General features: G+C 38.9%; 11 protein-coding genes and 5 pseudogenes. 9 read left to right on the top strand and 7 right to left on the bottom strand.

The window, feature by feature from the left end:
• The first annotated feature begins 78 nt into the window (after positions 1–78).
• From CXF64_RS14690 to CXF64_RS14660, 6 genes and pseudogenes are all read left to right on the top strand, one after another.
• Positions 79–1,644 (top strand): annotated as a pseudogene (locus CXF64_RS14690) (transposase).
• A gap of 219 nt (positions 1,645–1,863) precedes the next feature.
• Positions 1,864–2,289: a hypothetical protein gene (locus CXF64_RS14685; RefSeq protein ID WP_101217379.1), complete on the top strand. Its 426-nt coding sequence runs from the start codon at positions 1,864–1,866 to the stop codon at positions 2,287–2,289.
• A 358-nt stretch (positions 2,290–2,647) separates the two neighbouring features.
• Positions 2,648–2,902 (top strand): annotated as a pseudogene (locus tag CXF64_RS14675) (Mobile element protein); the annotation flags it as partial.
• A gap of 92 nt (positions 2,903–2,994) precedes the next feature.
• Positions 2,995–3,969, top strand: a complete 975-nt coding sequence (locus CXF64_RS14670; RefSeq protein WP_101217377.1) for a transposase — start codon at positions 2,995–2,997, stop codon at positions 3,967–3,969.
• Positions 3,970–4,182: 213 nt separating this feature from the next.
• Positions 4,183–4,322, top strand: a pseudogene (locus CXF64_RS21125) (transposase); the annotation flags it as partial.
• A gap of 739 nt (positions 4,323–5,061) precedes the next feature.
• Positions 5,062–5,244, top strand: a complete 183-nt coding sequence (locus CXF64_RS14660) for a hypothetical protein (RefSeq protein ID WP_101217376.1) — start codon at positions 5,062–5,064, stop codon at positions 5,242–5,244.
• Between the two features lie 46 nt (positions 5,245–5,290).
• Here the strand turns inward: CXF64_RS14660 and CXF64_RS21120 are convergent.
• Positions 5,291–5,431: pseudogene (locus tag CXF64_RS21120) on the bottom strand (IS110 family transposase); the annotation flags it as partial.
• A 32-nt stretch (positions 5,432–5,463) separates the two neighbouring features.
• Positions 5,464–5,613: pseudogene (locus tag CXF64_RS21000) on the bottom strand (PQQ-dependent sugar dehydrogenase); the annotation flags it as partial.
• A gap of 165 nt (positions 5,614–5,778) precedes the next feature.
• On the opposite strand from CXF64_RS21000, the gene CXF64_RS14645 reads away from it, so the two are divergent.
• Entirely contained in the window at positions 5,779–6,198 is a 420-nt protein-coding gene (locus CXF64_RS14645; protein WP_101217375.1) for a hypothetical protein, read from the top strand.
• Positions 6,199–6,315: 117 nt separating this feature from the next.
• Entirely contained in the window at positions 6,316–6,747 is a 432-nt protein-coding gene (locus CXF64_RS14640) for a hypothetical protein (RefSeq protein ID WP_101217374.1), read from the top strand.
• Between the two features lie 196 nt (positions 6,748–6,943).
• Here CXF64_RS14640 and CXF64_RS14635 read toward each other — a convergent pair whose 3' ends face one another.
• The gene (locus tag CXF64_RS14635) at positions 6,944–8,134 is read right to left on the bottom strand and encodes a PQQ-dependent sugar dehydrogenase (RefSeq protein WP_101217373.1); all 1,191 of its coding nucleotides are present in this window, start codon (positions 8,132–8,134) and stop codon (positions 6,944–6,946) included.
• Between CXF64_RS14635 and CXF64_RS14630 the strand changes: the two genes are divergently transcribed.
• On the top strand, positions 8,119–8,571 hold the full coding sequence (locus tag CXF64_RS14630; protein WP_101217372.1) for a hypothetical protein: 453 nt from the start codon (positions 8,119–8,121) through the stop codon (positions 8,569–8,571). The genes CXF64_RS14635 and CXF64_RS14630 overlap by 16 nt on opposite strands.
• 103 nt (positions 8,572–8,674) lie before the next feature.
• On the opposite strand, the gene CXF64_RS14625 is transcribed toward CXF64_RS14630, so the two are convergent.
• From CXF64_RS14625 to CXF64_RS14610, 4 genes are all read right to left on the bottom strand, one after another.
• Entirely contained in the window at positions 8,675–9,874 is a 1,200-nt protein-coding gene (locus CXF64_RS14625; RefSeq protein ID WP_101217371.1) for an Nramp family divalent metal transporter, read from the bottom strand.
• Between the two features lie 503 nt (positions 9,875–10,377).
• The gene (locus tag CXF64_RS14620) at positions 10,378–11,640 is read right to left on the bottom strand and encodes a valine--pyruvate transaminase (protein ID WP_101217370.1); all 1,263 of its coding nucleotides are present in this window, start codon (positions 11,638–11,640) and stop codon (positions 10,378–10,380) included.
• Positions 11,641–11,775: 135 nt separating this feature from the next.
• Positions 11,776–12,435 carry a glutathione S-transferase gene (locus CXF64_RS14615; RefSeq protein ID WP_101217369.1) on the bottom strand — a complete coding sequence of 220 codons (660 nt, stop codon included), beginning with the start codon at positions 12,433–12,435 and terminating at the stop codon, positions 11,776–11,778.
• 13 nt (positions 12,436–12,448) lie between these two features.
• On the bottom strand, positions 12,449–14,740 hold the full coding sequence (locus CXF64_RS14610; RefSeq protein WP_101217388.1) for a peptidase U32 family protein: 2,292 nt from the start codon (positions 14,738–14,740) through the stop codon (positions 12,449–12,451).
• Positions 14,741–14,969: the final 229 nt, after the last annotated feature.

Raw genomic sequence — 14,969 nt, 5'->3', positions numbered from 1 at the left:
TTAATTGGTTGCTTTTTAACCTTGAATCCATGTGTTCGCTGTGATCTAATAGATATTATTCACCCACGGTAAACTGTTATGGCTAACTACAAGCCTGACTTATCCTGTCAAAATAAATTCATTCCTATCAATTTCGCTGAGCAAATTCTGCCTGGTACATTTGAATATGCCCTTTGTTATATCATCGAAAATAAACTCGATTTATCGGGATTTGACGCGTGGTATAACAACGACAAAACAGGCGCTGCTGCGTACCCGCCTTCGGTAATGCTAAAGATTATTTTACTGGGCTATGCACATGGTTTTATCAGTAGCCGTCGGATTGCAAAGGCTTGCGAGCATAATATTTTATTTATGAGTGTGTCGGGAGATATCCAGCCACATTACACATCTATAGCGGGTTTTGTGGCTAAAATGCATGAACAGATTGAGCCGCTTTTTACGCAAGTGCTGATGATATGTGATGAAGAAGGCTTGATAGGCCGCAACATGTTTGCCATTGATGGGTGTAAATTAAAGTCCAATGCGAGTAAAGAGTGGAGCGGCAAATTCGATGAGTTAAGCCGCAAAAAAGCAAAACTAGAACGCGCAAGCAAACGTATTATTGAACGCCACCAATCACAAGATGGACTGGGCGAAGAGTTAATAACTCAGGACTTAAAACAAAAAGAAAAGCTGGATAGAAGTGCAGGTAAAATCACCGAGTTTTTAGCCACTCACGAAGAGAAAACAGGCAATAAAGGCAAGCCTGTTAAAAGTAATATCACTGACCCAGATAGTGCAAAAATGACGACCTCAAAAGGGACAATTCAAGGCTACAACGGCATCGCGATAAACGATGATAAACATCAAATCATCCTGCAAGCACAAGCGTGGGGCTCAGTGGGCGAACAACAAGCTTTACAGCCAGCCGTTGCACAATTAAAACAGCAGCTTGCTAAACTCAATACAGAAAAAATGGCAGATAAACACACCATCAAATTCACCGCAGACAGTGGGTTTAACAGCGAAGTAAATCTTGAGTTTATGGCGCAAAGTGGGTTCGATACCTACATTGCGGATAACCAATTTAGAAAACGAAATCCGCTATTTAAAGACAGCGAAACATACGAAACAGAGCAAGAAAAACGGCGACTAAAACGCAGCAAAGGCAAGCCTCGGTTATTTACCTCAGACGATTTTCATTATGATGAGGCAACGCAAACATGCAGCTGCCCTGCAGGCAATGCCATGTGGCGAAGCGGGGTCAATGTAAACAGCCATAACCAGCAATACACGCGATTCTGCGGTTACTTAAAAGATTGCAAAGTATGTCCACTACAACAGCAATGTATGCGAAAGCCACCCATTAAAACGGGGCGACAAGTACAGTTTATAAATAATGAATCACGCAAAAAGCTAAGCTATATCGACAAAATGAAAGTAAAAATAGACAGCCCCATAGGTCGACGATAGCTGATTATTAAAGAATGGCAAACGACTCGGCTGTATCGAACCGGCTTTCCTTTAAATAAAAAGCGGAACATTACAGTGAACAAAGGCATGAATAAATTGACCTTACAGGGTCAAGCGAAAGTAAATGCGCAATGGCCATTGTATTGCCTTGTTCATAATATAGAAAAGCTGCAAAATACGATACATTAAAAAGGGGAAGCCCTTTTAACCTAAGTTAAAGCTACTCAACCCCCCTTAATCCCTTCCAAAACGCCAATTAAAACAATATCAAACACTTCTATATTCTGCGTAAAAATACAGTAATCAATTGAACCAAAATAGGAACTCAGCTATGGTTTGTTTATCAATAAAAACAAATAAAAAAACGAGTTAATCTACAGGCTCGTTATACGCACAAAGGACATGTAGTTGAATAACGAAGCTGTTAAACCAAAATACTTAAATTACACTGAGATATTGGGTTTTAAAATTCCTTTAGTGTGGTGTTCGTTAGCTATGTTAATTGGCCTAATATTTCATGAAGTTGTAGAAGCTATTTTAGTACCGCCGCTAACGTTATTGATGGTTTATATTTGTCATAAAATAACCAGTTTTTTCCTGAGCTTTCAGGAACACAGTGGGATTTTGAGTGAGAAAGTTTATGGTGTGATAATTAGATTCATTTGGCTTAGTGCTGTACTTGGATTTTTCATATCTCTTTTTAGTGCCGCTTTTGAATCTGTAAACAACGAAGTAAATTTTGAATTTTTCAATGGTGTTTTTAGTATTGTCTATTTTGGTTTTGCTTTGGCAGCGGCTAATAAGTGGGGCAAAACCTATGTTCCCAAACATTAGCGTAATATGTGCGTATAACAAAAACATCAACTGGGAAACTACTCGCTGTAAAGCGCTCGTATTTTCCAGTTATATTAAGCGTTATATGCCACAGGAAATTTTGTGAAATTTTTTATGTTGGGTGCAATGATTATGGCTGTAAATATCGTTTGTGCAGCCACTTATACATTTGAATCTTGGCCCGAAAACGGCAAACATTGTGAATTCTCATTTGATTCTGCACCAACGACAGATAACAGTGACACCCATCCTATTTTTTGCAGTTTAGTAACGATAACAGTGACACCCATCCTTTTTTTGCAGTTTAGTGAACTAAGTACTAGGCTTTTATCAGTGTGAAAAATAAGCAGGGTGTCTTATGGCAATCGCAAGAAAGCGCCAAGTAAGTTTGGTTGATACAAAGTACTACCATTGCATATCACGTTGCGTACGCCGTGCATTTTTATGTGGGGAAGACCACTTTACAGGTCAATCCTACGAGCATCGTAGAGGCTGGGTTGAAGACAAACTGCTTGAGTTAGCCAAGGTATTTTGTATTGACGTCTGTGCTTATGCTGTCATGAGCAATCATACGCACTTAGTGTTGTATGTTGATGACAAAAAAGCGAATCGGCAAGCCATAAACTAGACACTCACTCTAAATTTTGCACTTTTATGAGCAAAGCACTACGCTTTGTTTAGTGCAAAAAATAAGCAGGGTGTCTTATGGCAATCGCAAGAAAGCGTCAAGTAAGTTTGGTTGATACAAAGTACTACCATTGCATATCACGTTGCGTTCGCCGTGCATTTTTATGTGGGGAAGATCACTTTACAGGTCAATCCTACGAGCATCGTAGAGGCTGGGTTGAAGACAAACTGCTTGAGTTAGCTAAGGTATTTTGTATTGACGTCTGTGCTTATGCTGTCATGAGCAATCATACGCACTTAGTGTTGTATGTTGATGACAAAAAAGTGAATCGGCTGAATGATAAAGCGATTGTTATTCGCTGGCACAAGCTGTGTAAAGGCACTGTACTTACGCAAAAATACATACAGGGTGAAAAGCTAAATAAAGCTGAACTTATCTTTTTTAATCTAACAGTAAAACAATACCGCGAGCGCCTATCAAGTATTAGCTGGTTTATGCGGTTGTTAAATGAAAACATTGCTCGCAGAGCAAATAAAGAAGATAACTGCACTGGCCGTTTTTGGGAGGGACGATTTACGTCTCAAGCATTATTAGATGAAGCAGCCCTTGCGGCCTGCATGGCGTATGTCGATTTAAACCCCATTAGAGCCAAAATGGCTAACACCCCAGAAGAGTCAGACCATACTAGCATCAAACAGCGTTTAACGTATGCAAAGGATGGCAAGCAATCAAAACAACTACTGCGCTTTGCAGGCATGCCACGTCAAATTATGCCAAAAGGGCTGCCGTTTGAACTTAAATCGTACCTTGAACTTGTTGAGTTAACAGGACGTTGTATACGAGAAGACAAACGCGGTTATATTGAAAGTTCGCACTCACCCTTACTCGAAAGAGTTAATATCTCCCCAGAAAACTGGTTAAAACTCACCACACAATTTACGCGTGTATTTCATGGCGCAGTAGGCAGGCCAAGTTCACAAGCTAGTTACTGTGAAAATTTAAACAGAAAGCGGCGGGCGAATATAAGTAACTGCGAAAAGCTACTGGGATAAAACGTAAGCTACTCAGTAAAACTATTCAGTAATAAATCACAACTGCATTATGCAGTCATTTTCATGCGTGTAATTTAGGTTTAACAGTGATAATTGCTTATTTAATGTGTAACGCGCGAGTAAAGATATAAAAAGAGGTGAACTCTTAGCCCAAAAAAGTAAATTTAGTGGCGCGCTAGACTAGTTTACAATTGGAGTGGCTGTCTAATTTAATATCGTAAAATTACTGTCAATAAAGACATGAATAAACTGACCTTATGGGGTCAAACGAAAGTGAATACCTTTGGTTTACGGTGGGGCAACTGTATTGCCTTGTTCATAATATAGAAAAGCTGCAAAACACGATGCATTAAGAAGGGTAAGCCCTCTTACTCTAAATAAAAGCCACTCAAACACCCGTAATCCCTTCCAAAACGCCAATTAAAACAATATCAAACACTTCAATATTCTTCGTAAAAATACAGTAATCAATTGAACCAAAATAGGAACTCAGCTATGGTTTGTTTATCAATAAAAACAAATTTAAAAACGAGTTAATCTACAGGCTCGTTATATGCCTAGAGGTAGTTGGAGAGTAGTATGTTCATATATACAAGGAAGCAGCTTGATGATTCTAAAGTTACCATAGTGTTTAGCCCAAACTTTAAGTGGCTTTCTTTATTTTTTGCTTCCTCAGCGATATTTTTTTCATACTTTAATTATTACAGTATCGCAGTATTATTTTTTTGTTGCTTTAGTCTCTGGATATTTTTATTTTTGATGAAAACAAAGAGTGTTCGAAGAGAAATTAAAGAGTTTACAGTTTTAGATAAAGTTGAAACTTCGGGTTCCAATTGGAATTATAAAAATCCAATTACTTATACTATAAAGTGTTAGGGGATTGGCATATAACAAGCTCATCAAGCTGATTCGCAACGCTGTTGCAAAGAACAAAGGCGCAACAAATTGTGCCAGCACAGCTCACGGCTTATGGGAGCGTTAGCTGTATTGTCGTACTGTTGTGATTATATAATGTTACAGATTTTCCGTTGCTCAAAAAATGTTCTTCACATATATTTAATTGGTACTTAATTGTTTTAATAAGAGGGATTTATGAAAATATTACACAAATGGATAATTTTGGCGGGTTTATTATTAGCCGCTCTTATTTCGTATGGCTACGGATTTTCTCAAGGCATAGTTATCTTTATTGTTTTAGGTGTGGCTTTGGAACTTACATTTTGGTTTGGTGTTTTTGGTAAAAAGCAGCAATGTAACGAACACCCCCGCAACTAATCTACAGCTAACAACACGCCCTGAGGTGGACAGCAAGCGCTAAAGCTCACTTTCCACCGCAAATTTTAACAGCGGTTAAGTAAGTTGATTCATCGTAGGGCGTATGTGTTTTCCAGCACCTAAATAGTATTCGTGTCCACTTAAACGTCAATGATTTGATGATGGTATTATGAGGTTTTCCTTTGGCCATTAGCTTTATTGTTGGTTATTTCATGTAAATTAATTCTGTATCACCAGCATAAGCTTTGAATCTTCCCCATCGGTTAATATGGCTATATTTTCCTCAGTTGTTACAAACATATCTCTTAATCGCCCTGCGACCTCAGGAAATACGTGAGACTGCGTAAATTCACAATTAGCCAGATTAATTTACAATTGGAGTGGCTGTCTAGTTTAATGCGAGCTTTGATATCACGCGTAAACATTCAACAATCGATTGTACCCAGGTAGAAACCCGGCTATGGTTTGTTTATCAAGATAAATAAACCAGTTAATTTACAGGTTCGTTATGTCTCACGGAGGTTTTATCGCTCTATGAATGTTTTTCTAATAATTGCAGGTACATTAAGTGCTGTTGTAGCAACTTTGCATTTGGGTTGTATCTATTTTGGAGGTTCTTGGTATCGGTTCTTCGGTGCAGGAGAGCAAATGGCATTACTTTCTGAGCAAGGAAGTATTAAACCAACTCTTATTACTAGTGTAATTGTTCTGATTCTATCAACTTGGTCATTGTATGCATTTTCAGCCGCAGGTGTTATTTTTAAACTTCCATTCATCCGCCTAGCTCTTGTATTAATAACTTTTATTTATTTAGCCCGCGGTGTTGCTGGATTCTTTCTAATAAATAACCCTATGGGGCGTTCGCCTGAATTTTGGGTTTGGAGTTCTATTATTTGTTTATCTTTTGGTATTGTTCATCTTGCTGGTTTAAAACAACAATGGGCAAGCTTGTGAGTAAAGTGTAATCTAATAAAGAATCAAACAAGGGCTATTACAATTGGCTTTTGGTAAAGCATTATATTTATAGTTAACTACTGGTCACCAATAATTGACGGAACAAGGAATATTAAAATGGATAAAATGTCAGTTCACATAACCTCTAAACCTTTAGAGACTTACCCGCAAAAACAAACTTTAAAGGTGGTAGCTGGTGAAGTAACCGAAAAAGCGACTATGCACAAAGCAGCAGATCAAAGTGACCAAGTCGATATATCCGAAGAAGGAAAAGAAAAAAGTCTGGAAGATCAAAATCGTGAAGCGTTACGTAAATTATCAGGCAATGAAGATGCAAGTCAGGCGTCACAATCAGAAGGTGACCCTATTGATGAACAGATTGCTGAAATACAAGAAAAGATAGAAAAACTACTACAGGAAACTGCATTATTACGCAGCAAAGAAGATGAAGAGTCGCAGGCTAAAATGAAGGTACTAGAAGCCGAAATTACCGGGCTTAACACTCAACTTATTGAATTATTGAGACAGCAATTAGAATCGGGTAAATAACAAGCACAGTAAGTATATGCAAAGGCAGTTGGAGACAAGAACGTTATTAAGAACATAATAAAGACGCTCACCTTAATCTTAAAACTAAAGGGGTTAACCCCTAATCTTACTGATCAAATTACTTAATTAACCAAAGTGGCTTATTTAAAGCCGCTACTTACTTTTAAAGCGCAGCGGCTTTTATTTGCTTTGTGAATTAGTTTGCTGTCATCAACATCAGCTTCGCATCTTTCCCATCGGTTAATACCGCGACGTTACCTTTATCAGTTACAAATACATCCCTTAGTCTCCCTGAAGCCTCAGGGAAGACGTGAGACTGCGTAAATTCTCCACTTACCAGATTAACGCTGTAGAGCTTTTTATCAACAAGAGTAGTGATAAGCACATGTTGTTGCAATGAAGGGAAGGCGGTATGTTTAGACCCGTAATACGCCATGCCTGATGGGGCGATTGATGGCGTCCAATTAACACTTGGTTTTTGCATGCCTTTATATTCGGTAAATGGTGAAATACGCGCTTGCGAGTAATCTTTGCCATAGGTGATTACCGGCCAGCCGTAATTAGTCCCAGCGGTTAAGTAGTTTAGCTCGTCACCGCCTGCAGGGCCGTGCTCGTGGCTAACAATTTGCTGCGTATCGTAATCATAAACTAAGCCTTGAGGGTTACGATGACCAAGTGAGTAAACAGCATGTGCATTTAGGTTTTTGTGATTAATAAATGGGTTATCTGTTGGTATGGTGCCATCTAGGTTTATACGTAATATTTTACCAAGTTGGCTGGTGATAACTTGTGCTTGCTCTCTAAAGTCAAAACCATCGCCCGTTGAAACTAATAACGTATTGTCGGGTAGGACAAGGGCGCGTCCTGCGTAATGTTGCGGTGTGTTTTTATCAGTCGCTACTTTATAAATAATGTTAGGTTTTGAAAAGTCAGTGCCATTAAACGTGGCTTTGGCAACAACAAGCCTGTTTGCGCTTGCATCACCTTGGGCATAAGTAAAAATAATTTCTTTTGAGTCGTTATAATCTGGTGATAACACAATGTCGAGTAAACCACCTTGGCCTGCAACGTATAAACCTGTTAGGTTTAATTCTACTCTTGATTGCACATTGTTTTTAACTATAACTACGTGACCATCACGCTCTGTAATTAACCATGTGCCGTTTGGTAGTTCAACCATGCTCCACGGAGACTGTAATTGCGTAGCCAGTGTTTTTGTACTGTATTGCTCCTTTGGTAACGTAGCATCTGCATTAACAGAAAACGAAAAAAGCGAAAGCAAAGTAAAAAAAGAGATACATTGTTTACGGAGCAAGCCTTTGCTAGCATGGCTTGCATAAGAGAAAAGCTTTATTTTAAGTTGAGATAACCATGTCGTTTTTAACACGTATATTGCCTTCATTTTTAGTTTCTTGGTTACTTACATTCACACTTGCTAGCTTGTTTCATAGCCAATACGTTGTCAATCAATTAGTTAATGTAGGTGTAGTGGTGGGCTTTAGTGATCGTGCTAGTTTAACGCTTGATGATTGGTTAGGCCTATTACCTACCTACGGCGCTATTATTGCCGTAGCACTTGCCATCGCTTTTTTTGTTACCGCAAAGCTTAATAAAAAGGTTCAAAAATACAGTACTCAGCTATTTGTTATTGCTGGCATTGTGGCATTTGCTATTGTGTTAATTGCCATTGAATCAATTATGAATATTCATATTATAGCGGGCGCAAGAGGCTGGGGTTTTTATGCTCAACTGCTTGCAGGCGCGGTAGGTGGTTTTGCGTTTTCGCAATTATTTAAGGCAACTAAAAACCAAAAATCGTGTTAGATGTGTGAACATAAATACGGCTTATACGTTATTTAGTAATTAATAAATAAAGGCCGCTGTTTATTGTAAACAGCGGCCTTTAAATATGTTTTTTAGAGTTTAATTAAAAAATTAAACTAATTAGTTTGTAGCTACTTAGCCCAAAAATTAGGATTAAAACGGGTAGGGTCACCAGGTTTAACACCAAAGAGTTAGTGTAGTTTCCCATAACCCCTTTTTGATTAACCAGCCATACAAGGTAGGTGCTAACAATAGGGAGTAATAACCCGTTAGCCGCTTGCGCGAATATAATTACCGCGACAGGGTCTAAACCGAGTGACGCCACCGCAGCACCAAACAATAAAATAACAATAGCGACGCCTTTAAAGCGCGTGTTACCCATATCGTTTGACCAACCTAACATGCCACACACAGCATAAGCACCGGCAAGTGGCGCTGTAATAGCACTTGTTAAACCTGCAGCAAATAAACCAATAGCAAAAAAGTAATGAGCGGCATCACCAAGCAATGGCTCTAGCTGCACGGCCATATTGGCCGCACTAATTTGCCCCGCATCGGTGCCATAAAATGCAACTGAAGCTGTAGATAAAATAGCTAAAGTGATCACACCGCCTAAAGTGATTGATAGGCCTGTATCAACATTTGTTTGTTTAATCACTTTTTGCATATCGCTGTTACTGTCGTGTCTAGCAGCGAGTACGCCGGAGTGTAAAAATAAGTTGTATGGCACAATGGTAGTGCCTACTAATGCCAATATTGTCGTAATAGAGCCTTCAGGCATACTAGGAATAAAACCAGCAAATACATCACCCAGTGAAGGGGCTGCCATCACAAGTGTTGAGATAAACACTAAGCTCATTAAAATAACGAGTAAAATTAGCGCGTTTTCAACCACTTTATGTTTGCCGCTATATAGTAAAGCAGCACTTAAAAAAGCAATAAGTGGTGTCCATAGTTGAGGACTAACTTGAGGGAATATTTCAATTAATCCCATGCTAGCGCCACTTAAATTACCCGCTTCATAAGCTGCACTGCCCACACCAATGGCGCTAATGACTAAAAATATAGCTAAAGATTTAAATAAAGGCGTTTGAATATGTGCTCTGAGCGCTTGAGCTAAATCTTGCCCGGTAGCAACGCCAAGGCGCGCCGCCATAGATTGTAATAATATAGTGGCAACTACTGAAAACAGTAATGTCCATATAAGTGCAAAACCAAAGTTTGCACCTGCCACGCTGGCGGTAGTAATAGTCCCTGGTCCAATGAAGGCAGCGGTGACGAGTAGTCCTGGTCCTAATCGCATAATTGACCTTAATAGTGCTATTGCATGTTGCTATTTAAAGTTACATCTAACGTTTAAAACCAATATTTATACGCGATGCCTGTAGTGTTATTGCTGCCACTTTAATTAAGTGCCCTGCAGCGATTATCGCCCCTTGGCTGGTTCTTTTTTAATAAGCATATGTTATACCAACCCGCAATAATACTTAATCAATTTGAGGGATTAAATCTGACGCTAACTGCGTTAAAAATTTCTGATATACGACTGCATGGATGCAGGAGGTAGAGCAATGCAGGAGCAATTAGTGATAACAACTAAATAACGAAATTTTTGCCTGGTTATCGACACGATTTTCTCACCTCTGATAGATCACTTAATTAAGCGAATTGCTATTAGAAAAGGTTGCGTAGGATACCAACTTGTATATAAATTTAAAGGGGATACAGTGCGTTTGCATGAATTTTAAACGTATATATAAGCGAGTTAAATGACTGATGCCGATATTAATATCGGCATCAGTATATTTACTTTATTAGGTTTTTAATCGCTTCTAAGCCTTTTTTCAGGGTATCTGCATCGGTAGCATAGTTAATACGAATACACTCGTGCTTGTGCGCCCAGCTGTCGTCAATGCCGATAAAAAAGTTGTGACCAGGAATTACATACACGTCTTGCTCTTTAAGCTTTTGATACAACACTTCGCTGGTCATTTTTGCATCTTTAAACCACAGCCACATAAAAAATGCGCCTTCAACTTTGTGCAAATAAACAGGCAATTCGGCAAACACTTCGTCAAACAATTCAATCGCTATGTGTGCTTTATTACGATAAAAGGGCAGTACAACATTACGACACAGTGGGAGTAGTTCGTTGTCGTTAATTAAGCGTGTCACTAAGCTTGGACCAATACTATTTGGCGATAACACCATGCTGCCATTTACGCGGCCAATTGCTTTAATAATCTCATTGTTTGCAACCACAATACCGCTGCGTAAACCCGGTAGGCCAAGTTTTGAAAGTGACATACATAAAATAATGTTTGAGTTCCACGTTAGGTTTGCGTCGGTGTAAATACAACCTGGGAACGGATCGCCGTACGCGTTATCAATAATGAGTGGAATGCCATATTGCTTAGCGAGCAAATCAAGATGTTTTACTTCATCGTCAGTAATTACATTACCTGTTGGATTGGTAGGGCGTGATACGCACAGTGCGCTTATGCTGCTGTCGTTTGCTAGTACTTTTTCAACTGCTTTAAAATCAATGACGTATTTAAACTGTTTTGATGCACTACCTGTATTTAAAATTTCGATATCAGGCTTTATGGCAACAAACATATCAGCCGATAAACCTTGATCGGCATAACCTATGTACTCTGGCGCAAGGGGAAATAAAATCTTTTTATGGCTGCCATCCGGCATTTCGCCTGCCAACATATTAAACAGCACAAAAAAGTTAGCTTGGCTGCCATTACCAAGTGCTACGTTATCGGCGCTAATATCCCATGCATACTCTTTACTTAGCTGGCCTGCTAATGCCGCTCTAAACTCGTCGTTACCGGTTGGGCCATCGTAAAGCCCAAATACTTGCGATACCTTGTTACTGGCAACGAGTTTTTGTAATTCACTTAAAAAAACCTCATTTACTTGTGGTACTAGTGCGGGGTTACCGCCACCCAGCATAACAATATTAGGATTGTTGCTGTTTTTAGCACCACCTAAATCTTCCATTAACTGAGTAATGCCGTTGGGTTGTGTGAATTTAGTGCCAAAGTTTGAGTAGTTCATAATGCATAGCGTTTGTTAGTAATGGTGAGGGCAGTATAGCGTAAATAAAGGGCTTAAATCCGATGATGAGAATAATTCAATGCTTAGCTTTGTAGTTGGCTATGACAATAAAATTTCTATAAAACAAAGGCTAAGTTAAGATTTTTTAACGCCGTATAAAAACTCTTCGCCGCAGTCCATATACAAATCAAATTTGGTCATAACTTTGGTAAACATGGGGGCGTGCAAAAACTCGTTTAACCATGCGCGTACATGCGTGTATTCACTTTGTAAGTACCAGTGTTTATCTACGCGGGCAAACTGCCTAATAAACGGCAGCAGAGCATAGTCGGCTAGGCTTTTTTCATTGCCCATTAGGTATTTATGGGTAGTTAGCTTTGCTTCAAATTGCTTAATAAACTCTTCGCAGGCTTTTTGATAATAAATTTGTGCCATGTCTTTTGTACGAGCATAAAATTTGTACTTTTCGAGCACCGGTTTAAATTGCGTGTCGTTTAGCTTAATTAACTCTAGCATGCGCTCAAGTGCTAATGGGTCTTGAGTATGCAGTAAATTATGCGGATCGTTTTGCTTTAAAGCCCACAGCATAATATCTAGGCTTTCATCTATAACTTGATTATTCGGCAGTAATAAAACAGGCACCGTGCCTTTTGGCGATATTTGCAAAAGATGCGGTGGCTTATTTTTAGTTTTTATAGCGCGTAGTAACACGTGTTGCTCTGCCATTAAAATACCCATTCGTGCGCGCATTGCATATGGGCAGTGTTGTAATGAATATAATAATGGCAATGTCATTTTAATACTTACCTTAGCTGTTTAAGCCTTCAACATATTGCTGACGTGTTTTTACTTTTACCATGTGATTTAACTGATCAGCTGCTTGTGTTTGCCCGCTAATTAAATCCTGAAAATGCGCAAGTAACACGGCTTTATCGAGTTTTTCTTTATCGCCTGAGCCAATGTCGGTTAAATCAATCATAAACTCGTCAAACTTGTCGGCATAATCGGTCACAATATCCATATTTAAAAATTGCTCGTGGTTATAAATGCTCGGGTAGCCGCCTTTTTGTTTATCAATAGCAAAGCTAATGCCTTTAACATTGGTAACGGTTGTTTCTTTTTTACAACTCAACATACAGCTTGCGTCAATACGTGGTTTTTTACAGCCAACGGTTTGCTGGAAAAAACACTGACGGCTGGTCATCATTAGTATTGGATGATAAATGCTGTACATCATTTTAAAGTTGTTAGGGCGTTTAATACTGCGCATTTGCTGCTTGTTTATTTCGTTTGAAATAAACGCGCCTTTAGCATTTAAATCTTCTTGTAGCGTTAATAACGCATAAGAGTTTGTAGTGTTTAATAATGGGCCTGCAATCCAGTCAAGACCCATTTGCACGGCTTTGTATGCCACGCCGGTGTTATTACTAATAATAAGTTTAGGTTTTGCCACTTCTAGTAAACGCACGGCTTCGTCAAAGTCTTTACCAATTAACACGGCTGGAAACCACGGAATTAACTGTGGGTGCTCTAAAAATACATTTATGTATTTATCGTTATCGGTTCTAAAGCTTTCAGGCAATTTAAAGTAAACGTCACCGTCAGTTAAATTACATAAGTGAGCGTCTTTTATGTCCGATATTAAAACAGAGAGCGTCGTTTTATTTTCGGCTTTTTCGTGATTCACTAGTTTAGGCAATTCAACAGGGGCTATCACGTCTTTGCCTTCGTTTAATAAAAATGCTACCTGCTTTTTAATACGCGCTAGCTCTTTAAACGGAATGCTTAAGTTGTCGCCGAGGTTTGAGTAATCCATATTTTTAATTTCAAAATTGGCATTACTAAACGTTTTAAAGCGCTTATCAATGGCAGCAATATCAACAACTGATTTATCAGCGGTATGCATAACCATTTGCGATTGCACTTCAAAGCGTAGAGGCTCTTTTTCGTTTTTATTCGAAAGCGTAATATCGTTTTTATCTTCAATAATTATGTTTACAGTGAATGGCTGATTTAATTGCCCTGTAAATTCTAATGTAAGCTCGCGCTTTGAAATATCTAAAAATTCAATTTTCTTTTTAACTAACGAATCAATTTCACTTTTTTGAGTAGAAAGCTCTTGCTGTGCATCGTAAATTTGCACGACCGAAATTGCGTTGTTTTTTTCATTTGCGTGATCAAAGCTATGGTCGCGCGGATTGTCGGTAAACATGTTTTTGGTCATGTCGCCGGTTAAAAACTTATTAGTAAAGTTACGGTTAAATACTTTATACAAGCTTGAGTCGTCTTCAATTAAGTTACCGGTTTGTACAAAGGTATCAATTTGCTTGCGCCAGCTATCAATAACCGTGTGTACATAGTTAGCGCCTTTAATGCGGCCTTCTACTTTTAACGAGTCAACGCCTGCGGCTACCAACTCCGGTAAATCAAAATAGGCTGAATTGTCTTTTAAGTTTAACGGATGTTTGTTACCCATGGCCGTTGGTTCGTATTCATCACGACATGCTTGCGAGCAACGGCCACGGTTGCCCGAGTTGCCCACACTTACCGAGCTTGAATAACATTGCCCCGAAAACGCAATACATAACGCGCCGTGTACAAACACTTCGGTTAATACATCGCATTTATGCGCTACGTCGGTCAATATTTTAATTTCAGTTAAGTTAAGCTCGCGCGATAAATTTACACGCGTAGCGCCAATGCGCGCTAAAAATTCAACTTGTGATTCGTTATGCGTAGTTAACTGAGTTGATGCGTGAATATGCAAAGTAGGAAAGTGCTTTTTAACTATATTGAACAAACCTAAATCTTGCACAATAATACCATCAAGCGTGGTATTTACGAGTTGGTTTAATAGCTTAAATAGCGCACCCATTTCGTGCTCTAATATAACCACGTTAAGCGTTAAAAATATTTCACAGCCGTATTCATGGGCTAGGCGAAGTGCGCCGTTAAGCTCATCAAACGAAAGATTAGACGCTCGGTTACGTGCATTAAAGGTATCTAACCCACAATAAACCGCATTAGCACCGGCTACAATGGCGGCTTTTACCGCGTTTACATCACCGCCTGGGGCTAATAGTTCAATCTTTCTACTCATTACAACTTCACTTCGCTCATATTTAATTGCCGCGAATTTTATCTGTTTAGGCACGTTAAAGCTATTTATTGGTTGAGATAATAAGTTTTATGATTTTGAAGAGGCTCGAAAAACATTTTTTTCTTAATGGAAGACCAAATTAACTATACCGCTTCAAGGAAAAGTTCGTGATTTTGCCGTCCAGTAAGTATGACTACGTTAATTGAATATCTAATTCTATTTTAAGGTG

Source organism: Pseudoalteromonas sp. GutCa3 (assembly GCF_002836155.1).
GTDB lineage: Bacteria > Pseudomonadota > Gammaproteobacteria > Enterobacterales > Alteromonadaceae > Pseudoalteromonas > Pseudoalteromonas arctica.
This window is presented reverse-complemented; position numbering and strand designations above follow the sequence as displayed.